28 protein-coding genes are annotated in these 22,655 nt (G+C 63.9%); 20 read left to right on the top strand and 8 right to left on the bottom strand.

Features of this window, described 5'->3' with window-relative positions:
* Positions 1–89: 89 nt before the first annotated feature.
* Positions 90–1,325 carry a bifunctional metallophosphatase/5'-nucleotidase gene (locus tag ABD819_RS19880; RefSeq protein ID WP_345127193.1) on the bottom strand — a complete coding sequence of 412 codons (1,236 nt, stop codon included), beginning with the start codon at positions 1,323–1,325 and terminating at the stop codon, positions 90–92.
* A 104-nt stretch (positions 1,326–1,429) separates the two neighbouring features.
* Between ABD819_RS19880 and ABD819_RS19875 the strand changes: the two genes are divergently transcribed.
* The 14 genes from ABD819_RS19875 to ABD819_RS19810 all read left to right on the top strand — a co-directional run bounded on the left by ABD819_RS19875 (position 1,430) and on the right by ABD819_RS19810 (position 12,034).
* The gene (locus tag ABD819_RS19875; RefSeq protein ID WP_345127192.1) at positions 1,430–1,753 is read left to right on the top strand and encodes an ArsR/SmtB family transcription factor; all 324 of its coding nucleotides are present in this window, start codon (positions 1,430–1,432) and stop codon (positions 1,751–1,753) included.
* A 65-nt stretch (positions 1,754–1,818) separates the two neighbouring features.
* Positions 1,819–2,637, top strand: a complete 819-nt coding sequence (locus ABD819_RS19870) for a sulfite exporter TauE/SafE family protein (protein WP_345127191.1) — start codon at positions 1,819–1,821, stop codon at positions 2,635–2,637.
* Positions 2,638–2,682: 45 nt separating this feature from the next.
* Complete coding sequence (locus ABD819_RS19865) at positions 2,683–4,038, top strand: MBL fold metallo-hydrolase (protein ID WP_345127190.1); 1,356 nt, start codon at positions 2,683–2,685, stop codon at positions 4,036–4,038.
* Between the two features lie 197 nt (positions 4,039–4,235).
* Complete coding sequence (locus tag ABD819_RS19860) at positions 4,236–4,577, top strand: rhodanese-like domain-containing protein (RefSeq protein WP_345127189.1); 342 nt, start codon at positions 4,236–4,238, stop codon at positions 4,575–4,577.
* A 64-nt stretch (positions 4,578–4,641) separates the two neighbouring features.
* Positions 4,642–5,211, top strand: a complete 570-nt coding sequence (locus ABD819_RS19855) for a YeeE/YedE family protein (protein ID WP_345127195.1) — start codon at positions 4,642–4,644, stop codon at positions 5,209–5,211.
* Positions 5,212–5,220: 9 nt separating this feature from the next.
* The gene (locus ABD819_RS19850; RefSeq protein WP_345127188.1) at positions 5,221–5,868 is read left to right on the top strand and encodes a class I SAM-dependent methyltransferase; all 648 of its coding nucleotides are present in this window, start codon (positions 5,221–5,223) and stop codon (positions 5,866–5,868) included.
* A complete protein-coding gene (locus tag ABD819_RS19845; protein ID WP_345127187.1) occupies positions 5,865–6,275 on the top strand; it encodes a DUF6691 family protein in 411 nt (136 codons plus the stop codon). The genes ABD819_RS19850 and ABD819_RS19845 overlap by 4 nt, the downstream gene beginning before the upstream one ends.
* Before the next feature lie 28 nt (positions 6,276–6,303).
* A complete protein-coding gene (locus ABD819_RS19840; protein WP_345127186.1) occupies positions 6,304–7,353 on the top strand; it encodes a c-type cytochrome in 1,050 nt (349 codons plus the stop codon).
* Between the two features lie 9 nt (positions 7,354–7,362).
* Positions 7,363–8,817 (top strand): OprD family outer membrane porin, encoded by a 1,455-nt coding sequence (locus ABD819_RS19835; protein ID WP_345127185.1) that lies wholly within the window; start codon positions 7,363–7,365, stop codon positions 8,815–8,817.
* On the top strand, positions 8,807–9,370 hold the full coding sequence (locus ABD819_RS19830; RefSeq protein WP_345127183.1) for a DsrE family protein: 564 nt from the start codon (positions 8,807–8,809) through the stop codon (positions 9,368–9,370). The genes ABD819_RS19835 and ABD819_RS19830 overlap by 11 nt, the downstream gene beginning before the upstream one ends.
* Before the next feature lie 165 nt (positions 9,371–9,535).
* Positions 9,536–10,837 (top strand): MFS transporter, encoded by a 1,302-nt coding sequence (locus ABD819_RS19825; protein ID WP_345127181.1) that lies wholly within the window; start codon positions 9,536–9,538, stop codon positions 10,835–10,837.
* 34 nt (positions 10,838–10,871) lie between these two features.
* The gene (locus ABD819_RS19820; RefSeq protein WP_345127180.1) at positions 10,872–11,240 is read left to right on the top strand and encodes a hypothetical protein; all 369 of its coding nucleotides are present in this window, start codon (positions 10,872–10,874) and stop codon (positions 11,238–11,240) included.
* Positions 11,241–11,293: 53 nt separating this feature from the next.
* Positions 11,294–11,905: a 5'-nucleotidase C-terminal domain-containing protein gene (locus ABD819_RS19815; protein WP_345127194.1), complete on the top strand. Its 612-nt coding sequence runs from the start codon at positions 11,294–11,296 to the stop codon at positions 11,903–11,905.
* A gap of 3 nt (positions 11,906–11,908) precedes the next feature.
* The gene (locus tag ABD819_RS19810) at positions 11,909–12,034 is read left to right on the top strand and encodes a hypothetical protein (protein ID WP_345127179.1); all 126 of its coding nucleotides are present in this window, start codon (positions 11,909–11,911) and stop codon (positions 12,032–12,034) included.
* A 151-nt stretch (positions 12,035–12,185) separates the two neighbouring features.
* On the opposite strand, the gene ABD819_RS19805 is transcribed toward ABD819_RS19810, so the two are convergent.
* The 3 genes from ABD819_RS19805 to ABD819_RS19795 form a co-directional block, all read right to left on the bottom strand.
* Complete coding sequence (locus tag ABD819_RS19805; protein ID WP_345127178.1) at positions 12,186–12,434, bottom strand: YgaP family membrane protein; 249 nt, start codon at positions 12,432–12,434, stop codon at positions 12,186–12,188.
* 251 nt (positions 12,435–12,685) lie between these two features.
* Entirely contained in the window at positions 12,686–12,829 is a 144-nt protein-coding gene (locus tag ABD819_RS19800) for a sterol desaturase family protein (protein ID WP_345127177.1), read from the bottom strand.
* Positions 12,830–13,132: 303 nt separating this feature from the next.
* Complete coding sequence (locus ABD819_RS19795) at positions 13,133–13,582, bottom strand: TlpA family protein disulfide reductase (protein WP_345127176.1); 450 nt, start codon at positions 13,580–13,582, stop codon at positions 13,133–13,135.
* Here ABD819_RS19795 and ABD819_RS19790 point away from each other — a divergent pair.
* The 3 genes from ABD819_RS19790 (at position 13,581) to ABD819_RS19780 (ending at position 16,585) form a co-directional block, all read left to right on the top strand.
* Positions 13,581–14,834: a glycosyltransferase gene (locus ABD819_RS19790; RefSeq protein ID WP_345127175.1), complete on the top strand. Its 1,254-nt coding sequence runs from the start codon at positions 13,581–13,583 to the stop codon at positions 14,832–14,834. The two genes, ABD819_RS19795 and ABD819_RS19790, sit on opposite strands and share 2 nt — an antisense overlap.
* A 47-nt stretch (positions 14,835–14,881) precedes the next feature.
* Positions 14,882–15,331 (top strand): GNAT family N-acetyltransferase, encoded by a 450-nt coding sequence (locus ABD819_RS19785; RefSeq protein ID WP_345127174.1) that lies wholly within the window; start codon positions 14,882–14,884, stop codon positions 15,329–15,331.
* A 174-nt stretch (positions 15,332–15,505) separates the two neighbouring features.
* Positions 15,506–16,585 (top strand): RNA-guided endonuclease InsQ/TnpB family protein, encoded by a 1,080-nt coding sequence (locus tag ABD819_RS19780; protein WP_345127173.1) that lies wholly within the window; start codon positions 15,506–15,508, stop codon positions 16,583–16,585.
* On the opposite strand, the gene ABD819_RS19775 is transcribed toward ABD819_RS19780, so the two are convergent.
* Positions 16,569–17,921: a dihydrolipoyl dehydrogenase family protein gene (locus tag ABD819_RS19775; protein ID WP_345127172.1), complete on the bottom strand. Its 1,353-nt coding sequence runs from the start codon at positions 17,919–17,921 to the stop codon at positions 16,569–16,571. The two genes, ABD819_RS19780 and ABD819_RS19775, sit on opposite strands and share 17 nt — an antisense overlap.
* 63 nt (positions 17,922–17,984) lie before the next feature.
* Here ABD819_RS19775 and ABD819_RS19770 point away from each other — a divergent pair, with 63 nt between their 5' ends.
* Both ABD819_RS19770 and ABD819_RS19765 read left to right on the top strand, forming a co-directional pair.
* The gene (locus ABD819_RS19770; protein WP_345127171.1) at positions 17,985–18,182 is read left to right on the top strand and encodes an RNA polymerase sigma factor; all 198 of its coding nucleotides are present in this window, start codon (positions 17,985–17,987) and stop codon (positions 18,180–18,182) included.
* A gap of 132 nt (positions 18,183–18,314) precedes the next feature.
* Positions 18,315–18,587 (top strand): anti-sigma factor family protein, encoded by a 273-nt coding sequence (locus ABD819_RS19765; protein ID WP_345127170.1) that lies wholly within the window; start codon positions 18,315–18,317, stop codon positions 18,585–18,587.
* 18 nt (positions 18,588–18,605) lie between these two features.
* On the opposite strand, the gene ABD819_RS19760 is transcribed toward ABD819_RS19765, so the two are convergent.
* A complete protein-coding gene (locus ABD819_RS19760) occupies positions 18,606–19,496 on the bottom strand; it encodes an alpha/beta fold hydrolase (RefSeq protein ID WP_345127169.1) in 891 nt (296 codons plus the stop codon).
* Between the two features lie 30 nt (positions 19,497–19,526).
* Complete coding sequence (locus ABD819_RS19755) at positions 19,527–20,570, bottom strand: NAD(P)H-dependent oxidoreductase (protein ID WP_345127168.1); 1,044 nt, start codon at positions 20,568–20,570, stop codon at positions 19,527–19,529.
* Between the two features lie 337 nt (positions 20,571–20,907).
* Here ABD819_RS19755 and ABD819_RS19750 point away from each other — a divergent pair, with 337 nt between their 5' ends.
* Positions 20,908–22,062: a glutathione-independent formaldehyde dehydrogenase gene (locus ABD819_RS19750; RefSeq protein ID WP_345127167.1), complete on the top strand. Its 1,155-nt coding sequence runs from the start codon at positions 20,908–20,910 to the stop codon at positions 22,060–22,062.
* Between the two features lie 256 nt (positions 22,063–22,318).
* On the opposite strand, the gene ABD819_RS19745 is transcribed toward ABD819_RS19750, so the two are convergent.
* Positions 22,319–22,597: a DUF1294 domain-containing protein gene (locus ABD819_RS19745; RefSeq protein ID WP_345127166.1), complete on the bottom strand. Its 279-nt coding sequence runs from the start codon at positions 22,595–22,597 to the stop codon at positions 22,319–22,321.
* Between the last annotated feature and the right edge of the window lie 58 nt (positions 22,598–22,655).

Here is a 22,655-nt window from a genome sequence, read left to right as displayed (position 1 = left end):
TGGCCTTCCGGCCTCGCCTCCGTTCGCCTCCTAAAACGAACGTTTGATGAGATGACAGCGGACCCCATTGATAAACAATGGTTTGTGCCTTATCGTAATTTTTCGCCCCGTTGTAACGAGAACCCCGATATGCCGTAGCCCACGCCGGGCAGCAAGGCGACTTCGGCCCCCGTGGCTTCGCGCAGCAGCTCGCCGGCCAGCTGGTCGAAGGGGCTGGCCGACTTGTACTGCCGGCCGATGCGGCCGGTGGCGGTAGCCAGCACTTCTTCCAGCTGCGCCCGGTAAGGGGCGCGCAGCGAATCGACGAGCGCGGCCACGGCCGGGTCGGCGGGGTACTGATCGGTCCAGAGCGGGGGCGCGATGCCTTCCACTTTGGTCAGGCGGCCGTTCTGCACCTGCACGGTGAGCTGGCCAAGCACGGCGGCATCGGACAGGGCCTGCACCACCCACACGCCGGCCACCTGCCGGGGCGGCGTAATCAGGTCGTGCGAATGGGCCCCCACAATCAGGTCGATGCCCGGCACCTCACGGGCCAGCCGCTCATCCACCTTCGTGCCCTGATGCGAGAGCACGACCACCACGTCGGCGCGGGCGCGCAGGCCCGGCAGGTAGCGGCGGGTGGCCTCCAGGCCACTGCTAAAGGTTAGCTCCCTGGTGTTTTTGGGGTTGCCGGTGAGGCCCGTGTTGTGGTAGGTCAGGGCCAATATCCCTACGCGCACCCCGTCCAGGGTGAACACCTGGGTCGGGTCGCCGAGGAAGGGCTGGCCGGTGGCCTTGTCGGTCACGTTGGCCCCGCGCATCGGGAAGTGGGCCAGCTGCTGCAGCTCGCGGGTGCGGGCGCTGCCGTAGTCGTAATCGTGGTTGCCGAGCGCCATGAACTGGTAGCCCAGTGCGTTCATCAGGCGGATGTTGGCGGCGCCTTTGGTCTGGTTGGCCAGCAGGTCGTCGCCGAACGTGTCGCCGCCGTCGAGCAGCAGCACGTTGGCCGCTCCGCGCTGCTGCCGCACCCGCGCCACGGCGGTGGCCAGGTGGGCGAAGCCGCCCACGGTGCCCGCGTGCTCAAACGAGCTGGGCGGCCGGCCCGGGTCGCCGGTCTGCGACGTGGCATTGCCGGGTGCCACGGCAAAGGGCCGGTGCCGGCCGTGGATATCGTTGGTGTGCAGAATAGTGAAGGTGCCGCTGACGGCCCCGGGCGCGGCGGGCGCGGCCTTTTCCTGCTGTTGCGGGGCCGAGTTGCAGGCCGCCAGCAATAAGCTCGCACCCAGCACAACAACGGCGGACAAACCCACGCGGGCTTTTTTGAGAAGATGCGGAGCTGTTTTCATGCTGGCTAAAAGTGCAGGATTAGGAGGAAATACCGAAACTCCGTGAACTTATAGGGGGCTTACGGTTGTACGTATGATAAGTTGTTCATACATTTGTACTCCTCATGACACTCCCCGTTTCTCCCGTTGCCGTTGACATGGGTCTCTCCATCGAGAAGATGGAAAAAGTGGCCTTCATTCTCAAGACCACGGCCCACCCCACTCGTATTGCTATCGTGCAGCTGCTGGCCGCGCAGGAAAGCCTGTCGGTGACGGAAATCAGTGAGAAACTGAACGTGGAGCAAAGCCTGCTCTCCCATCACCTCTCGGGCATGAAGCTCAAGGGTATTCTGAGCAGCACCCGCGAGGGCAAAAACATCTTTTACTCGCTGAAAATGCGGGAGGTGATTGATGTGATTCAGTGCCTGGCCGGCTGCACCTTCCTGTAAGGACCCGGCGCTTTTTTTGCCCTAATACATGAACAACCCGTCATAATTTCATACGTTAACTGCTTATGCTTCACTACCTCGGTTACTTCGCTGCCATTTTCATCGGCCTCTCGCTCGGCATCATGGGCGGCGGGGGCTCCATTCTCACGGTGCCCGTGCTGGTGTATCTGATGGGGGTGAGCCCGGTACTGAGCACGGCCTACTCCCTGTTTGTGGTGGGCAGCACCTCGGTGGTGGGCGCTACGGGCTATTTCCGCAAGGGGCTGGTGTCGTTGAAAACGGCCGTGGTTTTTCTGATTCCCTCGCTGGCGGCGGTGTTCCTGGTGCGCAAGGTGCTGATGCCGGCCATTCCGCACGAGCTGTTTACGGTGGGCAGCATCGTCTTTACCAAAGATTTGCTGGTGCTGGTGGCCTTCGCCGTGCTCATGGTGGGGGCGGCCGTGTCCATGATTCGCAGCAAGCAGGCCGAAGAAGTGCTGGATGGGGAGCTGCACCAGAAGCACCCCTTCAACTACCCGCTCATTCTGGGCATTGGCCTGGTGGTGGGCCTGCTCACGGGCTTCGTGGGCGCAGGGGGAGGGTTCCTTATCATTCCGGCCCTGGTGCTGGGCGCGCGCCTGCCCATGAAGCTGGCCGTGGGCACCTCCCTGGCCATCATTGCCCTGAACTCGCTCATCGGCTTTACCGGCGATTTGAGCGCGGGCACCCCCATTGCGTGGCCTTTCATCCTGGGCTTTCTGGCCTTTGCGCTCGGGGGCATCGTGCTGGGCACCTACCTGGCCCGCTTTATTCCGGGTGCCAGGCTCAAGCCGGCTTTTGGCTGGTTCACGCTGGCCATGGGCACGTTTATCCTTACCAAGGAGCTGCTTTTCCATCACGCCTAACATTCTGTTTCCCGCATTCTCTCACCTGTTTTCTCGTCCAATACCATGAAAATCGAGCAATTTGAAGACAAGGGCCTGGCCCATTATTCCTACGCCATTCTGAGCGAGTGCGCCCGCGAAATCGTGCTGGTGGACCCCGCCCGCGACCCGCAGCCTTACTACGATTTCGCCCAACAGCACGACGCCAAAATCGTGTGCGTGCTGGAAACCCACCCCCACGCCGACTTCGTGAGCAGCCACCTCGAAATCGCGCAGAAAACCGGCGCGGTCATCCGCGTCAGCAAGCTGCTGGGGGCTGAATATGCCCACGAAGCCTTTGACGAGGGCGACTCGTTCACGGTGGGCAAGCTCACCTTCCGCGCCCTGAACACACCCGGCCACTCGCCCGACTCGGTGAGCACCGTGCTCAGCCGCGAGGGCCAGGACGTGGCCGTGTTCACGGGCGACACGCTGCTCATCGGCGACGTGGGCCGGCCCGACCTGCGCGAGAAGGCCGGCAACCTGACCGCCAAGCGCGAGGAGTTGGCCAAGCAGCTATACCACAGCACCCGCGAGAAGCTGATGACCCTGGCCGACGACGTACTGGTGTACCCCGCCCACGGCGCGGGCTCGCTGTGCAGCAAGGCTACCAACTCGGCCAACAGCAGCACCATCGGGGCCGAAAAAGCGGGCAACTACGCCCTGCGCCCGCAGTCGGAAGAAGCCTTCGTGAAGGAGCTGCTGGCCGACCAGCCCTTCATCCCCAAGTACTTCGGCTACAACGTGGGCCTGAACAAGGCCGGTGCCCCAGCCTACGCCCCCAGCTTGGCCAAAGTGCCCCGCCTGGCCGCTGGCGCTGCTTTAGCCCCCGGCGTAGTGGTGGTGGATACGCGGCCCGAAGCCGAGTTTAAGCAGGGCCACGCGGCCGGCGCCATCAACATTCAGCAGGGGGGTAAATTCGAAACCTGGCTGGGTTCTGTTGTGGGGGCGACCGAGCCATTTTACCTGCTGGCCGCCGACGAGGCCACGCTGACGGATTTGATTCAGAAAACAGCCAAAATTGGCTACGAGCCCCTGATTAAGGGCGCACTGGTGGGCACGCCTTCCACCAAAGAAACCATGCCCGAAATGGACGTGGAGGCCTTCCGCAAGCACCCCGAGAACTACACCATCGTGGACATCCGCAACGCCTCGGAGGTGAAAGCGGAGCCGCTGTTCGCCGGCGCCATCAACCTGCCGCTGCCCGAACTGCGCGAGCGGGTGGGCGAGATTCCGGCCGGCAAGCCCGTGGTGGTGCATTGCGCCGGCGGCTACCGCTCGGCGGTGGGCAGCAGCATTGTGGCCCCCGCCCTGCCCGGCACCGAAGTGCTGGATTTGGGTGAGGCCGTGAAGTCCTTCCAAAAGGCTGACGCCGCCCACTAGGTCTAGCTTGTGCTACTGCAGACCGTCATGCTGAGCTTGTCGAAGCATCTCTACCGCTTCGTTGCGCTGCTAATCAACCGATAGGATTACCACTGCGGTAGAGATGCTTCGACTTCGGCTTGCGCACACTGGCTTGATACGCCACATGCTTAGCATGACGGTCAATTTCCCTCCATCATACTTCCCCATCCCACGCCATGTTTGGTTTCAATAAATCCGCTGACTCCGCCTTCCACAACCTCACCCCCGCAAAGTTCGCCGAGGGCCTGCGCCAGCCCGGCGCGGTGCTCGTGGATGTGCGCCGCCCCGAGGAGTTTGCCCAGGGCCACTTGCCCGAGGCGGTGAACATCGAAGTAACCGCGCCCGACTTTGCCCAGCGCATCGCTAGCCTCGATAAAGACGCGCCTACCTACGTGTATTGCCGCAGCGGGGCCCGCTCGGCCAGCGCGGCCGGGCAGCTTACGCAGGCCGGTTTTGCGCACGTCAGCAACATGATGGGCGGGATACTCGACTGGCCCGAGTCACTAACGACCAAATAGTCGTCCCTCATTTATTTTTCCGAGCGTCCGGCTCCAGTCCGGGCCGGACGCTTCTTTTTCTTTTCTGAAACTCATGCTTGAATTTCTTCAAAAGCCCTGGCCCTGGTACGTGGCCGGGCCCCTGATTGGCCTGACGGTGCCGGCCCTGCTGCTCGTGGGCAACAAGGCCCTGGGCATCAGCTCATCGCTGCGCCACGTGTGCGCGGCCTGCGTGCCGGCCGGCATTCCCTTTCTGACCTATAACTGGCGGGCCGAAATCTGGAACCTGGTATTCGTGCTGGGCGTGGCCCTGGGTGGCTTTATCGGCTACCAGGTGATGGGCCACCCCGACGTGGTGGGCATCTCGCCCGAAACCATCCATGACCTCAAAACCCAGTTGCACCTGACCGACTTTTCGGGCCTGCTGCCCAGGGAGCTTTTTTCGCTCGATAACCTGGCCAACTGGAAAGGCTGGTTTTTCCTGGTGCTGGGTGGCTTTCTGGTGGGCTTCGGCACGCGCTATGCCGGGGGCTGCACTTCGGGCCACGCCATTTCGGGCCTCTCCAACCTGCAGTGGGTGTCGCTGGTGGCCGTTATCGGCTTCTTCGCCGGCGGCCTGCTGATGACCTGGGTGGTTTACCCGATGCTGTTTTAACTGCCGACCATGACGCACGCCGCTGATTTCTGGGATGCCCGCTACGAAGCCGAAGCCTACGCCTACGGCACCGAGCCCAACGCCTATTTCCGCCGGCAGCTCGACGCGCTGCCGCCCGGCCGCCTGCTGCTGCTGGCCGAAGGGGAAGGCCGCAACGCTGTGTACGCCGCCCGCCAGGGCTGGCAGGTCACGGCCGTGGACTTCAGCGACGAGGCCCGGGCCAAAGCCCAGCGCCTGGCCGCCCGCCAGGGCGTGCGCCTCGACTACCAGGTAGCCGACCTGACCGACCTGGCCTGGCAGCGCCCCGGCTACTATGACGCCATCGGGCTGATTTACGCCCATTTTCCTCCCGACGACCGCCAGGCCGTGCACGCCGCCGCCGCCGCCAGCCTGGCCCCCGGCGGGCACCTGCTGCTGGAGGCCTTCAATCCCCGGCAGCTGGGGCTGAGTTCGGGCGGCCCGCGCGAGGCGGAGCTGCTCTACGAGCCCACCCAGCTGGCCGCCGATTTCGCCGGCCTGACGCTGCTGAAAAACCACGAAGCCACGGTGGTGCTGCGCGAAGGCAGCTTCCACGCCGGCCCGGCCCAGGTAGTGCGCCTGCTGGCCCAATGCCCCGCCCTTCCTGCCCCATCCACTGAACCCACTTACTCGATATGAAATATTTCAAATACTTGGTGCTGGGCACCTTGTTCGGCATCATCCTCACCAAAAGCGAAGTCATCAGCTGGTTCCGGATTCAGGAGATGTTCCGCTTCCAGGCCTTCCACATGTACGGCGTCATTGGCTCGGCCATTGTGGTGGGCATGGTTTCGATTCAGCTCATCAAGCGCAACCGGCTGAAAACCATCAGTGGCGAGCCCATTACGCTGACCGACAAGAAATTCAATCATGGCATCTGGATTGGCGGCTTCATCTTCGGCCTGGGCTGGGCCATCACCGGGGCCTGCCCCGGCCCGCTGTTCGCCCAGCTGGGCAGCGGCGTGGGCGCGGCGGCCGTGATGATTGTGGCGGCCCTGGCCGGCACCTGGACCTATAGCGCCCTGCGCGAAAAGCTCCCCTACTAACGCATCCTCCCCTTAAACTGACCTTACCATGAAACCCTCGGAAGAACGGGTGCAACAGCTGCCCCACCTGGTGCGCCTGCTGATGCTGCTGACGGCGGCCGTGGTGCTGGTCTTCGTGGTGGTGCTCACCCATATCTATGGGCCGCCGGCCACGTCTACCCCCGTCGTGGTGGAGGACGAAGCCACGCAGGGCCCGCCCCCAGCTGGCAGCTACCACCGTCCCGCCACCCCGGCCCCCGACACGGCCCTGCTGCCGCGCACGGCCGCCGGGCGCCGGATTCGCTACGGCCGCGAGCTGATTGCCAATACGGCGCAGTACCTGGGGCCGCAGGGCTCCGTCCTGCACCTGAGCAACGGCATGAACTGCCAGAACTGCCACCTGCAGGCCGGCACCCAGGGCTTCGCCAACAATTACCTGGCCGTGGCCGCCACCTATCCCAAGCTGCGGGCCCGTTCGGGCCAGGTGGAAGGCATCGAGAAGCGCGTGAATGACTGTATGGTGCGCAGCCTCAACGGGCGGGCGCTGGCCGACAGCAGCCGCGAGATGCGCGCCATGGTGGCCTACATCAAGTGGCTGGGCCAGGGTATTCCGAAAGGCAAAAAAGTGTACGGCACGGGCTTCGTGAAGCTGGCCTACCTCGACCGCGCCGCCGACCCCATCATTGGTAAAGCCGTGTTCGCCAGCAAGTGCCAGAGCTGCCACGGGCCAGCAGGCCAGGGCCAGCCGCTGGCCAATGGCCGCGGATACCAATATCCGCCGCTGTGGGGGGCGCACAGCTATAACGATGGCGCGGGCCTGTTTCGGGTCACCAACTTCGCCAAATACGTGAAGGCGGCCATGCCCTACGGTGCCACCTTCGACCACCCGCAGCTCACCAACAAGCAGGCCTGGGACGTGGCAGCCTTCGTGAACTCGCAGCCCCGCCCCCATCTGCGCGCGTCCCACGACTGGCCCGACATCCACAAAAAACCGGTGGACCACCCCTTTGGTCCCTACGCCGATGCGTTTTCGGCGCGGCAGCACAAATACGGACCGTGGCAGCCCATTGAGGCCGCCCATCCCGGCAAAGCCAACTAATTCCCGCGAATGAATTTCCTCCTGCGTCTCGGCGTGGCTGCCCTGCTGCTGGCTCCCCTCGCCGCGCGGGCGCAACAGGCCGAGCCCGCGCCTACCCTGCCTACCACCGGCCGGCCGGTGCTGCCGCCCTACACCGGCCCCACCGAATCCGACTCGCTGCCTGCCCGCACGCTGGCCGAAGCCTTCGGGCGGGGGCAGTGGCACGGCCGGGTACGCAACTACTTCATGGCCACCCATAATCAAGGCGACCTGCCCGACTACTACGCCAACGGTCTGGGCGCCGGGGCGCGGTTAGAAACGGCTCCGCTGCATGGGTTTTCGGTGGGAGCGGGGGGCTTTTTCTGGGTGAACCTGGCTTCCAATGACCTGGCCACGCCCGACGCTACCACCGGGGCGGTGAGTCGCTACGAAGTAGGCTTGTTCGATGTGAGCGACCCCGCCCGCCGCCAGCTCACGGGACGGCCCGAGGAGCTATTTGTGCGCTACCGCTGGCGGCAGTCGGTGGCCACTTTTGGCCGGCAGCTGCTGGTCACGCCCCTGATTAATCCGCAGGATGGCCGCCTGAGCCCAAATTACGAGCAAGGGCTGTGGTTGGAAGTCAATGAGCTGGCTCATACCCGCATCACGGCGGGCTGGCTCACGCATGTGGCCGTGCGCTCCACTTCGGAATGGGCGTCGGTGGCCAATTCCATCGGCCTCTACCCTACCGGTGTGGACGAAGCCGGTAAGCGCGCCCTCTACGCCAGCAACCTGAGCAGCCGGGGGCTGGGCGTGCTGGGCCTCAGCCGCCAGCTGGGTACCCGCACCCGCGTGCAGGCCTGGAACTACTACGTCGATAATCTCTTCAACAGCCTGTTCACGGAGCTGACCACCGGCCGGGACGTGGGCGCGGGCCAGCTCACGCTGGGCGGGCAGTACCACTACCAGCGCACGGTGGGCACTGGCGGCAACGCCGACCCGCGCCTGGCCTATAGCGCCCCCGGCCGCCAGGCCCACGCCCTGAGCGCCCGCCTGAGCTACCAGCGCGGCCCCTGGAGCCTGAGCGCCAACTACACCCGCATCACCCGCACCGGGCGCTTTTTGTTTCCGCGCGAGTGGGGGCGTGAGCCGTTTTACACCTTTCTGCCCCGCGAGCGGGAAGAAGGCTTCGGCGGCCTCGACGCGGCCGCGCTGCTGGCCAGCTACGCGGTGCCGGCTGTGCCAGGCCTGAAGGCGGAGGCCGGCTACGGCCATTACTACCTGCCCGATGTCCGGAATTTTCGTCTCAATAAGTACGGCATGCCTTCGTATAGCCAACTCAATGCCTCCCTCAGCTACCCTTTTCGCGGCTGGGCGAAAGGGCTGCGGGGCCAGCTCCTCTACCTTTATAAAGCCTCGCTGGGTGACACCTATGGCGAAGCCCGCTACGTGGTAAACAAGGTGGACATGCACCAGCCGAACCTGATACTGAACTATGATTTCTAACGCCATTACCCGCCTGCCGATGAACTCCTTTTCCCGCCTGCTCGCCACTGCCGCCCTGTTGGCCACCATGAGTATGGCTCAGGCCCAGACCACGCCGGTCGCCACCCCTCCAACGGCCCCTGCGTCTCCCGCACCCGTCCTCACGCCGCCCAACGCGGCCGTGGCAGCGATGGCAGCCATTTTTCAGGGCGCGCCGGCTACCAGGAAGCACTACCGCGCCGTGTATCAGCTCGATAGCAACGACCCCAAGCTCATCAACCAGACGCTGCACAACATGAAAAACGCCCTGGATGACCCACGTCTGAAAGGCAAGCTGGAGCTGGAGCTGGTGGTGTTCAGCGGCGGCACAGTGGTGTTCAAAAAAGACCAGCCTTACGAGGCCGACGTGCTGGCCCTGCAGCAGGCCGGCGTCATCCTGGCCCAGTGCGCGAATTCGATGAAGGCCTACAAGCTGACCAAGGACGACATGCTGCCCTACATTTCCGTGGTGCCCACCGGCAACGGCGAGCTGATTATCCGCCAGACCGAAGGCTGGGTGCTGGTGCATCCGTAAGCGGAGCGTATGGGGGGGAGGCCTTCAAACGGTCATGCTGAGCGCAGTCGAAGCATCTCTACCGCTTCGTATGAGCTATTCAACGAAGCGGTAGAGATGCTTCGGCTACGCTCAGCATGACGTTCTTTTCCCCTATCCCAATTCCCTAATTCAATCTCCCCCCCCATGCCCATCCAGCTTGGCCTGCGCGAAAATGCCTGGCAGTTCACTCTGCTGGTTATCGTCAATGCCTTCGTGGGCGGCATGGTGGGGCTGGAGCGTACCATTCTGCCTCGGTTGGCTGAGCAGGAGTTTCACCTGGTGGCGCGTACGGCCATTCTCGCGTTCATCGTCGTCTTCGGCCTCACCAAGGCCGGGGCCAACTACTACGCGGGGGCCTGGGCCAACAAGATGGGGCGCAAAAATCTGCTGCTCATCGGCTGGCTCTTCGGGCTGCCCGTGCCGCTGCTGCTGCTCTGGGCCCCCAGCTGGGGCTGGGTGATTTTTGCCAACGTGCTGCTGGGCCTGAACCAGGGCCTGGCCTGGTCGAGCACGGTGGTGATGAAGATGGACCTGGCGGGCCCGAAGCAGCGCGGGCTGGCCATGGGCCTGAACGAGTCGGCCGGCTACCTAGCCGTGGCGGCCACGGCCTTTGCCTCGGGCTGGCTGGCCACCGAATACGGTCTGCGGCCCTACCCGTTCTACCTGGGTATCGTGCTGGCCGTGCTGGGCCTGCTGGGCAGCCTGCTGGTGCGCGACACCCGCGCCCACGTGGCCCTGGAGGCGGCGCAGGCACCGGCCGGGCCAGTGGGGCCCCGCCTCTCGTTCTGGGACGTGACGTGGCGCCACCCCAACCTGGGGTCCGTGACGCAGGCCGGGCTGGTGAATAACCTGAACGATGGCATGGTGTGGGGCCTGCTGCCGCTGCTGCTGGCCAGCAAAGGCTTCTCGCTGACGCAGATTGGCACCGTCGCCGCCGTGTACCCGGCCGTGTGGGGCCTGGGCCAGCTCCTGACGGGCCCGCTGGCCGACCGGCTCTGCAAGAAGGACCTGCTGTTCTGGGGCATGCTGCTGCAGGGCGCGGTGCTGCTGGCCATGCTGTTTGCCCCCTCCTATCCGGTATTTCTGCTGCTGGCGGCGCTGCTGGGCGCGGGCACGGCGCTGGTGTATCCCACGTTTCTGGCCGCCGTGGCCGAATACGCGCCGGCCCCGCAGCGGGCGCGCAGCGTGGGCATCTTCCGCCTCTGGCGCGACGCGGGCTACGCCGTGGGAGCGCTGCTGACGGGCCTGCTGGCCGATGCCTTCGGACTGCCGTCGGCGCTGGCGGCTATTGGCGGGCTTACGGTGCTTTCGGCGCTGGTTATCCGCCGGCGCATGTATTGCCCGCCCGTGGCAGTCAGTGCCGCCCAGCCGGCCCGCAGCTGTGCGCGGCCCGCTCCGGCTGTGCGGCCGCCCACGGTCCGGTCACATGGGCTGGCGGCCGGCTAATGTACTGTCTGCACCACCGCTTTCCCTTGATGCTATGGCTACTACGCTCACCCTATTTCAGCTCAATGATGTGCACGGCTACCTGAACCTGCACCAGGAAGCCTTTTTCGGCTCGGCGGGGCTCGAATACCGCCGCTGCGGCGGCTACGCCCGCATTGCCACGCTCCTGCTGGAAACGGCGGGGCTGCGCGTGGGCATCATCGGGCTGGCCTGCCCCATTGTCGATAAGACGATGCCGGCCCATTTCAGCACCGGCTTGCGCTTCACCGACGGCGTGGCTGAGCTGCCGGGCCACGCCTGCGCACGGAGGAGCGTGCCGATGTCATTATCCTGCTCTCGCACTGCGGCTTTCCGCAGGATGTGGCCCTGCCCGAAGGTTGCCCCGGCATCGACGTGTGCCTGAGCAGCCACTCCCACAACCGCCTGTACTAGCCTTTTGAGGCCGGCGGGGCGTTGGTGATTCAGTCCGGGGCCCATGGCTCGTTTCTGGGGCGGCTCACCCTCCCGTTGGAGCAGGGGCGGGTGATTTCGCACACCCACGAGCTGCCCGAAATCAATGCGGGTATCGAGCCCGACGCAGCCCTGCAAACCCGCATCGACGCGGCCCTTGAGCCCTTTGCCGCGCTCAATGAAGTGGTAGGCACTACGGAAACCGGGCTGCACCGCCTCTCGTCGGTGGAGTGTCCGGCCGATGATTTCCTGTTGGCCAGCCTGCAGGCCCTGGTGCCCGCCGACCTGTATTTTTCCAACGGCTGGCGCTACGGCGCACCCATCGCGCCCGGCCCGATGCTGCTCAACGACCTCTACGACCTCGTGCCGATGGACCCCGAAATTGAGACGGTGGAGCTGACCGGTGCCGGGCTGCACCTGATGCTGGAAAAGAACATCGAAGGCACCTACAGCCAAAACCCACTGCACCAGATGGGCGGCTACGTGAAGCGCGCCCTGGGACTAAAGGCGTATTTCAAAGTCGAAAACCCCCAAGGCAGCCGCCTGCAGGCTGTTTTCGTGCAGGGCCTGGCCCTGGACCCGGCCCGCACCTACTCGGCGGCCTTCATTACCTCGTAGGGCGTGCCGCCGAAGCTTGGCCGCAACCGTCAGAAAACCGGGCACCATGTCGTAGCCGCCATGCGCGCCTACCTGGCGCAGCACCGGCCGCTGGTAGTGCATTCGCACGACACGTTCGTGGTCGTCTAGCCGCGGCAACGTCTCAGCTTGGTTTGCCGATTGGGGCCCGAGCCTGACGTGCCGACTGCCCGCCCTGGCTCTCTATCGGAGAGTAGGGTGGGCAGTCGGTTTATCGTTCCAGTCAACGCTAAAGGGGTCGACTAGCGGCAGCAGGCGCGAACTACTGGTTTGAGTCGGCCGGTACGGGTCCCAGCACCCCACGCAGTTGGGGGCCATCGAAGGGAAGGCCTTTGAGCGGGGCCAGCAGGCACCAGTCGAAGGCGCCCATGGCGAGGGGTACCAGCCCCAGGGCCGATAGGGCCCAGCCTTTGCGGCCCAGGGCCAGGCCCGTGCCAATCAGGCCGGTACCAATAGCTACACGGGCCGCGCGGCCACCGGGCGAAGCAATCAAACGCAGTACATTGTCCATAGTGAGGGGATTAGCAGTGATAAAAAAACCGGAGTAGTTCAGCTGGTAAGCTATACGGCACCGTGGGCTGGTCGGCTGTTCAATGGGACCCAAACATGCCCTTTTTTGACTGGCTATACCGGTAATGCTCCGGAAGCACTTCCCCCAATACGGGGGGGGCAGGCCGGGGAATGGGCACCGGGGTCCGGGCCAGCTGCGCGAAGGGCTCCGCCTGCTGAGCCAGAAACGTGCTGGGGTACTGCGCCACCCCATCAAAACCCAACGGTGGGCACGTAGGCCGTACCGAACAGGTAGTCCCACACGGTGAGCGTCAGGGCGAAGTTTACGCCGTGGCGGCGGGCCTCGGGCAGCTCCTGAGCGTGGTGCCAGAGGTGGGTCTGGGGGTTGTTGAACACGTACTTGAGTAGAAGTAGTTGCCCCAGCCAGGATGCAGCACCTCCGTGAGCAGGTAATGCCCGTACCCAGAGAACGAGTCGGTGATAAGCTGCGGGTAATCGGCCATGGCCAGCTGTTGCTTACAGCAGTTTCCAAGTCCATGTACAGAGTTAAAAGTTGAGAGTTAAAAGTTAAAAATCAGACGTAGTGGGTTTTAACTTTTAACTCTCAACTTTTAACTGTTTTAAAAAATGTACACTGACTCGGAAACTGCTCTAAGGGTGAGTGAAAAGCGAGGGGCTATCCAGCCGTAAAAGGCTTACTTACCGGCTGGTGGCTGCAGCCAGCTGCTCCAGGCCGGCTTTAAATTCCGGCGTGCCGTAGTTGGCCATGCCATCGTGGCGGGCCGCTACCTGCCCATCGGGACCGAGGATGACGGTGGAGGGGATGGAGTTGGAATCGAACGGCGCGGGCAGGTCGGCGGTACGCAGGTACACGGGGAAGGTGTAGCCCTTGGCTTTCACAAACTTCTGGGCCTTGGCCGCGTCCTCGTCGAGCGAGAGCATCACGAAGGCCACTTTGGAGTGGTCCACCTTCTTGTACAGGGCTTCGATGCCCGGCATTTCGGCGCGGCAGGGTGGGCACCAGCTGGCCCACAGGTTCACGAACACTACTTTGCCTTTGAGGTCGCTCAGGTTCACGGCCTGGCCGTCGAGGGTGAGCAGGGGCACGTTGTGCGGGTAGATTGCGCCCCCGGTGAGCACCACCGGCATGGCAGTAGCCGACGAGAGCGTGGCGCTGGCGGCCCGCCGGGTGGCCTTCCACCAGGACCGGGGCGTGCGCATCGACCACGTGCGGCGCCCTACCCGCGTGGGCTACAAAGCCGGGGCCCTGGCCCACGGCCTGACGGAAACCGATGGCGAGTTCGTGGCCATCTTCGACGCCGACTTCGTACCCACGCCCGACTTCCTGCGCCGCACCCTGCCGCGCTTCGACGCCCCCAACGTGGGCGTGGTGCAAACCCGCTGGGGCCACCTCAATGCGGACGAGTCGCTGTTCACCCGCCTGCAGGCCTTTGGGCTGAACGCCCACTTTCTGGTGGAGCAGGTGGGGCGCGCGGCCGGCGGACACTTCCTCAATTTTAATGGCACGGGCGGCGTGTGGCGGCGCAGCTGCATCGAGGATGCCGGCGGCTGGCAGGCCGATACGCTCACCGAAGACCTGGACCTGAGCTACCGCGCCCAGCTGCGCGGCTGGCGCTTTGTGTACCGGCCCGACATTGTGGCGCCGGCCGAGCTGCCCGCCTGCCTCGACGCGCTCAACTCGCAGCAGTACCGCTGGAACAAGGGCGCGGCCGAAACTGCCCGCAAGCACCTGGGTCGGGTGTGGCGTCACCCGCGCCTGTCGCTGGCCACCCGGCTGCACGCCACGTTTCACCTGCTCGACAGCTCGGTGTTCACGGTCATTCTGCTCATGGCCGTGCTCAGCGTGCCGCTGGTGCTGCTGGTGCTGATGCGGGCGCACCGGCCCGAGCTCAAGCCCCTGTTTCACCTGGCGGCAGTGTTCGTACTCACGTTTGCGCTCCTCACCTACTACTACCATACCACCTGGCGGCTGGCCGGTGGCCCTGCCACCGGCCGCTGGTTTGCGCCGCAGTTTCTGCTGTTTCTGGCCGTGTCGATGGGGCTGGCCCTGCACAACACCCGCGCCGTGGTCCTGGGCTTCCGGGGCAAGGCCACGCCGTTTATCCGCACGCCCAAACAAGGCAGCGGGGGCATCGTATTACCGGCGGGCGATAAGGAAGCACGGGCGGCCAGGGTCCGGGGGCCGTTGCCGCTGGCCGAAGGCCTGCTCACGCTTTACTTTGCGGCCGGGTTGGGGGCGGGCTTCTACTACCACGACCCGGGGCTGCTCCCGTTTCACGTATTGCTGGTCGCGGGCCACGGCACCCTCACCTACTACGGGTTGCGCCAGCGCCGGCCGGCCGTCACGGCCCCGAAGCTGGCGCCCGTGCTCGCGGGCTAAATGCCGCCTGCTTCATAATCTCCGACCACCCCTCCCCTGCCCCTGGCATGACTTCCTTTTCTCTCCGTCCCGTTGCCCTGCCGGACCTGGCCACGCTGCTGCCCCTGATGGCCGACTTCTACCAGCACTTCGGCTACCCTTACGACCCCGCCGCGCAGCGGGCCGTGGCCGCCGACTTCCTCGCCCACCCGGAGTGGGGCACGCTGTACTTGCTGGAAGATAGCGCCCAGACCGTAGGCTACGTGGCGCTGACCTACGGCTTTTCGTTTGAGCTGCGGGGCCGCTTCGGCCTGGTCGACGAGCTGTATGTGACCCCGGCGGCCCGCAGCCGGGGCGTGGGGCGCGCCGTGCTGCTGGCCCTCCAGCAGCAGGCCCGGGCCGGGGGGCTGGTGGCCCTGCACCTGCAAACCGAGCCCGGCAACCCCCGCGCCCGGCAGCTCTATGAGTCGCTCGGCTTCGCCGATGACGGACGCCGCAACCTGACCTGGCACCGCTAAGTGGCTTCTCCTTCCCCAACCGCCCCCTCGCCGCAGCAACGAGGCGGATTTTCTTACGCTAAGTTGAAAGCTCCTCGCCTTTAGGCAGGAGATGGGAATTTGAACGGCTCGTTGCTGGTGGGTTTTTTTAGTATTATGTTTTTGACTATCAACATTTTGATGTATATTTAAGCCATGAAACTAGCTACGTATCGTTTCCGCCTCAAAGACAGTTCGGGCCGCAATCGGCTTCGTAAGCTGGGCTTTGCCGTGAACGATATTTGGAACTACTCTAACGAAACCACCGCCTATCAGTGGTCGTTTCGCCGCCAACTGCTTTCCGCCTTCGACTTGCATAAGCTGACCGCCGGGGTGGGCAAAGAACTGGGCTTGCATAGCCAGACCGTGCAAGCGGTCGTGGACGAATATGCCAAGTGCGGCAAGCAGTTCAAGCGCTCCAAACTCCACTGGCGTTCCCGCAAGCGGAGCTTGGGCTGGGTGCCCTTCAAAGCGGTGGGCGTCAAAGTCGAGGCCGATACGGTGACCTACGGCGGGCACACCTTCCGCTTTTGGAACACGCGCCCGCTGCCGGGCAAGGTGCGCTGTGGCTCCTTCTGCGAGGACGCACAAGGCCGCTGGTACGTGCATTTCGTCTGCGAAGACCCCACGCCCGAACGGGTGCCAACGGGCAAGGAGGCCGGTATCGACCTGGGCTTAAAGACCTTGGCAACCCTTTCCGATGGCGTAGAACTCAGCCGGGAGAACCTGACCCGAAAGTTTGAAGTCAAGCTGGCAAGCGCCCAGCGCGCCCGCAAAAAGAAGCAAGTCACCCGCATTCACGCCAAAATCAAAAACAAACGCAAGGACTGGAACCACAAGGCTACCACGCGCTTAACAAACGAATACGACGTACTGGTGGTGGGCAACGTCAGCCCGTCGAAATTAAAGAAAACCAAGATGGCTAAATCCGTATCGGACGCGGGTTGGGCCGACTTCAAAACCATGCTTGCCTACAAAGCCATCCGGCTTGGCGTGGTGTACAAAGAAGTCAACGAATCTTTTTCCACCGTCACTTGCGCGGCTTGCTCTGAGAGGAGCGGACCGCGTGGACTAAGGGCGTTGGGAGTCAGAACGTGGCGATGTAGTAGCTGCGGAACCTGTCATGACCGTGACCGGAATGCCGCCGTGAATATCCTGCGTTCCGCACGGGACATCGTGCGCCGAAGGGAATTCCCGTGCCTTTATGCCGGGGAGGATGTCAAAGCATGTAAATGATGTCGGACGAAGCCGTGGGGTAGGCGAATATCAGCTTGCGCACCTCGGCGGCCGGGAGCTTGGCGTGCATGGCCAGCATAAACAAGTTGATGACTTCCTCCGCGTTGGGGCCCAGCAGGTGGGCGCCCAGAATCAGGTCGGTCTCGTCCTCAATCAGCACCTTGAAGGCCGAGCGGGGCGTCCGGAGCCGCTTGGAGGTGAACCAGCCCGTCGTGACGTCGTGCTTCACCTGAAACTTGAGGCCCTGCCGGGTGGCTTCGGCCTCGCCCAACCCCACGCTGGCCAGCACCGGGTGCGCAAACACCGCCGAGGGCATCAGGCCGTAGTCGATAACCTGGTGGTTGCCCTCGAGCAGGTTGGCGGCCGCCACGTGCGAGGCCTTGCCGGCCACCGGCGTCAGGGGCAGGCCCGAGGCGGCCGCGTCGCCGGCCGCGTACACGTCGGGGTGGGAAGTGCTTTGCAGGTACTCATTCACCGTCACACCCTGGCGGGTGTAAGCTACGCCCGCGGCTTCGAGGTTGAGCTCGGCCAGGGCCGGTTCGCGGCCGGCGGCGTGAAGGGCCAGGCTGGCCGTGAATTCCCGGGCCTGTCCGTCGGTTTCGGCGTGCAGGCGCAGCTGGCCGTCGGGCGTCTTGCTCAGGCGTTTTACTTCGGTGTTCAGCACCACCTCGATGCCGGCCTCCCGGGTGGCAATCAGCAGGTGCTCCACCAGCTCGGGCTCGAAGTTTTCCAGTGGGCGCGCCCCCCGGTGCAGGATGCGCACCTTCGCGCCGGCGCGGGCCGCCAGGTGGGCAAACTCGAAGGCGATGTAGCCGCCGCCCACGAAGGTGAGGTCCGCCGGCAGCTCCGGCAGCTCCATAAAGTCGGTGCTGTCGAGCAGCAGCTCCTCGCCGGGGATGCCCAGCGGCAGGGCGCGGGCCCCGGTGGCAATCACGAACTGTTTGGCTTCCAGCACGTCCGCGCCAATCTGCACGGTGTGCGGGCCCGTGAACCGGGCCACGCCGTGGAAGGTGTGGATGCCCGCTTTCTGAAAGCCCGCCTCCTTTTTCTCCGACACCGGCTCGGTGAAGGTGCGCTTGAAGGCCATCAGCTCCGACCAGCTAATGACGGCTTCCTGCGCCATGCCGTGGCCCAGCAGCTGCCGCGAGCGGGCCACGGTTTCGGCGGCGCCCACCAGCACTTTCTTGGGGTCGCAGCCGCGCAGGGCGCAGGTGCCGCCAAAGGGCAGCGCATCCACGATGGCCACCTTCTTGCCGGCCGCCGCGCATTTGCGGGCCGCCACGCTGCCACCCCCGCCGGTGCCAATTATTAAAACGTCGAATGAATGCTGGGCCATGGAAAACTAGAAATGAAGTGAAGTGAAAAAAAGACCCGCGCAACCCCCGGCCGGATTCCCCGGATGGGAGTGGTGCCAGGGGCCCTGTGCCTGCCGGGACAATCCCGGCAGGCACAGGAGCCCCGCGAATGGGCCCCGGCTGAAACCGAGGTAGAGCGCGAGGAACTGGCCCGGCAGCTGCTCTTTTGCCAGGACCAGCTCCCGCCCCAGCAGCAGGCCGTCTTCAACCTGCGCTACGTGCAGGAAATGTCCGGCGAATAATTCTGTAAGAGGCTGATAATCTACCCGTCTAACTACTGGGTTATCATCCACCGGGCCAGGCTGCAGCTGCGCAAGTGCCTGGAAAAGCAATGGTTTTCGGGCTCTTAATCGCACAGTTGCATTTCCTCTGCTATGTCCGCCTTCTTTAACTGCAACGAAGCCACCCTGCTCATCGAAAAGCGGGCCGAGCAGTCCCTGACCCTGGTTCAGCGCCTGAGCTTGGAGTTCCACCTGCTGATGTGCGTGCTGTGCCGACGCTACGCCCGCCAGACCGCGGTGGTGGCGCAGTTGGCCCGGCGCCTGGGGCGCGGCGACGCCTCGGCCGAAAAGCTTTCAACGGAGGCCCGCACCAAGCTGGAGCTGCTGGTGCGCAGCTCCGGCTGCGGCGGTAAAGCGGTGGAGTAGCCGGCGGCGCCCGGCTGCCTACCCGGCGGGCGGGCGCTGCCGCACCAGCTCCGCAACCAGGCGGGCAATGTCCGGCCCCATCTCTTCCGGAAAGAAGTGCTTGGACGGCAGTTGATGCACCTGCGGGAGATGCGCCGCCTGCTGCACCATTTTGCCGAAATGCTCGAAGTCGAGGAGCGGGTCTTCCGCCCCCCAAATGGCCTGCACGGGGTAGGGCGGCTGGTCGACGGCCCGGTGCATCAGGTCCTGCAGCTCCTGGGAGTGGTCGAAGTGGCGCATGATTTTGAGGAAGGCTTTGCCCCCGTCGGCGCGCTTGAGCAGGTCCACGTAGGCGTACACTTCCTCCTTGGGCAGGTCTTCGATGTGGCTCACCCCCATGGCTTTGAACAGCAGGTACCACGTGGGGTGCTGCAGGGTGAGCAGCTCGGCCTCGCCCAGTATCGGTAGCTCGAAGGGGCGCATGGGCAGCGGCTTCTTGAAGTTCACCACGTCGAAGAACATGTTGAGGATGGTCAGCGAGCGGATGCGCGCGGGGTGCTCGGCGGCCAGGGCCAGGCCAATGGCCCCGCCGATGTCGTGCACTACCAGATGGTAGCCGTCCTGCAGGCCCAGGGCCTCGGTGGCGCGGTGCAGGAAGCGGGCAAAGCCCCGAAAGGTGTAGTCGAAGTCCTCGGGGCGGTCGGTCAGGCCCAGCCCGGGCAGGTCCACGGCAATACCGCGCAGGCCCTGGCTTTCGAGGCTGCGCAGCATTTTGCGAAACAGGTAGGAGGAGGTGGGCACGCCGTGGAGGCAAAGCACAGGCTCGCCCTGCCCGTAGTCGAGGGCGAAGGTGCGCACGCCGTCCACGTCGAAACAGCGGCCGGAGGCTTCGTGGCGGGCAATTATCTGGTCTACTGTCAGGTTGCTCATGAGTAAGTCGGGAAAAGCTGGTTGATGGGGTCAGTCTTTGGGCAAATCGGGGCGCAGGGGCGTGTCCAGGTTCAGGCCCTGCTCCTGCTGGGCCTCGGGCGACGAGCCGGCGGGCGGCACCCCCAGGGCCATCTGCGCCGTGCGCCAGCCCAGCTTCACATCGGCCCAGAGGTGGCCGGGGGCTTCGTGGCCGTAGGCGCGGTAGCGGCCGGGCGGCACCGGCCCCTTGGCCTCCACGGCCTCGCGGATGCTGGCAGTCCATTGGTCGAACTGCGCCATAAACGGGTCGTCCTGCACCATGTCCTCGGCCTGGTCGTCGGAGTACTTCTTGCCGTAGCCGGTTTCGGCGTACTGCCAGAGCTGGTCGGGCACTTCTACGCCGCCGTAGCGGCACTGCCACACCAGCGGGGCGTAGGTGTCGCGCATGTTTTCGAAGGGCTCCTGCGCGGGGGCGAAATAGGCTTTGTGGCGCAGGATTTTGGGGCGGCCCGCCGCGTCCAGCTCGTCCCCGCCGCCGTCGCCGTAGCAGAAGAAGGCGGCCGTGCGCCCCTCCAGGTGGTTGAGGCTGAGCTTTTCCCACTCGGGCGTGTGCTCCAGGGCCATGGCCTTTTCGGGGTTTTTGTGGTCGATGAGGCTTTCGTTCGGGTTGCCGCCATTCATGCATACCAGCCTATCGAACATGAGCTTGAGCGTAGACGTGGGCCCGTACCAGTTCACCGGCCCGATGATGCACCAGGCGTCGGCCTGGTCGAGGCGGCTGTACAGGTCCAGGTTCCACATCAGGTCGGGCTCGCGGTGGCTGTTTTTCTCGTAGCAGTTGCAGGGCCACACGCACAGGGCCATGCTGGTGCTCACGCAGGCATTGCAGCTCTGGATTTTGGGGCGGCCGTACACATTGCCCAGGTCTTCGGTGTCGATGTCCCAGGTGGCGGGGAGGCGGTCGGCCAGACGGTTGAGCAGGGTGCGGGCCTTGCTGTCCACGCCGGGGCAGTTGTACTCGCGGCGGTTGGAGCCGGCAATGAGCAGCACGCGCAGGCGCCGCGGGGTGGGATTATGGTCGGCGGGGGTGGACATGGGGGCGGAGAAATGAGGGAAGAAGCCCGCGTGGAACGGCGCTCGGGCTAGTGGGCGGGGGCGGCAACAAACCGGGTTCTTACTGATACGGCGACGGCCGGGACCGAGGTCAGGACAAAACGAAGTTTTGTCGGGCGCCCGACAATTCGGGCGAACAGGCCACCGCGTTGGCCCCACCGGGGCTTCAGGTTCGGGCGCATCCCGGTATTTGGTGCAGCTTTCGTCGCTGTTTCATTTACCCCAACGGAATGAGCTGTTCACGGGCCAAGTAGTGACAACCCTTTGTAAAACAACGCCGTTACCACGGAGGTTAAGGTAAACCTTTAATCCCGAAATCATGAAAGCACTTGTTTATTACGGCCCCTTGGATGTGCGAGTATCCGACGTACCCGACCCTAAAATTGAGCAACCCACTGACGTGTTGGTGCAGATTACCACCACTAACATTTGCGGCTCCGACCTGCACATGTACGAAGGCCGTACCAACATGGAAGCAGGCCGGATTTTAGGCCATGAGAACCTGGGTAAGGTCATCGAGGTCGGCACGGCGGTGGTGCACGTTAAAGTAGGCGATATGGTGTGCCTGCCTTTTAACATTGGCTGTGGCCATTGCAGAAATTGCGAGCGCCAACTCACCGCGTTTTGTCTGACGATGAACCCCGGTTTTGCCGGTGCGGCCTATGGTTTTGCCGGCATGGGACCGTACGAGGGCGGGCAGGCCGAATACCTGCGCGTTCCGTACGGGGATTTCAACTGCCAGATATTGCCGGCGAATGCCAGCGAGAAGGAAAATGATTATGCCATGCTTTCTGACATCTTCCCGACGGGCTACCACGCCACGGAACTGGCGGGGGTGAAACCAGGCGAATCGGTGGTCGTTTACGGCGCCGGGCCGGTTGGGCTCATGGCCGCGCTGTCGGCCCGGATAAAAGGGGCCGACAAAATTATGGTGGTGGACAGCCACCCCGACCGGCTGAAACTGGTGGAAGAATTGGGCTGCATCCCCATTGATATGACGAAAGGCTCTCCCGTTGACCAGGTGTTGGAACTAACGGACGGACAGGGTGCCGACCGGGGCTGCGAATGCGTGGGCTACCAGTGTTGCAACAGGCACGGCCAGGAACAGTCGAACCTAACCATGAACGAACTGGTCCAGGCGGTGAAATTCACGGGCTCGATTGGGGTGGTGGGCGTTTTTGTTACCGCAGACCCGAAATCCAAAGAGGAACTGCAGAAAAAAGGCCACATGGACTTCGACTTTGGCAGCTTCTGGATGAAGGGACAGCGCATCGCAACGGGCCAGGCCAATGTGAAATCATACAACCGGGAGCTCTGCGCGCTGATTTCTTCCGGTAAAGCCAAGCCTTCTTTTATCGTCTCCCACGAGCTTTCCCTCGCGGAAGCCCCCGATGCGTACAAGCACTTTAATGCCCGCGATGATGGATGGACCAAAGTGGTGCTGAAACCCGGCAAAACGAGCAGCAAGAAGTAAGCGGCAAGCCAGGAAAACGAAGCCTGGAGTAGTTACGAAATGACGGACAGCAGACGGATTCACCCGTCTGCTGTCCGTCATTTCGGCTGTTGGCCCAGCACGAACGGCTTGCCGCCCACCGTGCTGGCCCCGCCTCGTTCCCCGCGTCCACCCCCGACTGGTGGGCGTTGCTAAACAAATAGGGGGAACCCTGCGACTCAATCGCATAGCTGGTAATACTCGTGATTATTGCTCTGCCTGACAATGTCTTACGCGGCTAAAGCTGCGTCCGAAAATAGGTCCACGTGAAATAAAGCACCGCCCCTTGCAGCAGCGTCAGCACCAGGGTGATGCCCCAGAAAGCGGCTTTGCGATTCTTATGGTGCAGCAGGAAAATAGCCGCCCACGCGCCGGGTGCCGCGCCGGGCAGCGTGGCCAGGTGCAGCGTTTTTTCGGCAATGCGCCGCTGGCCCCGTTGGGCTTTGCGCTTATCCAGGGCGAAAAGCAGGAAACACAGGACATTGAAAAGCAACAGGCAACTCAAGAGTATTTTCATTGTGCGGGAGGCGGGCCTTGCTGATTAGGCTGTTCAGGGTTTCGGCCGGGGTGGTCGC

This window comes from Hymenobacter antarcticus (assembly GCF_039539545.1).
GTDB lineage: Bacteria > Bacteroidota > Bacteroidia > Cytophagales > Hymenobacteraceae > Hymenobacter > Hymenobacter antarcticus.
Note: the sequence above shows the minus strand (reverse complement) of the source record. Positions and strands in the feature narration are given on the sequence as shown.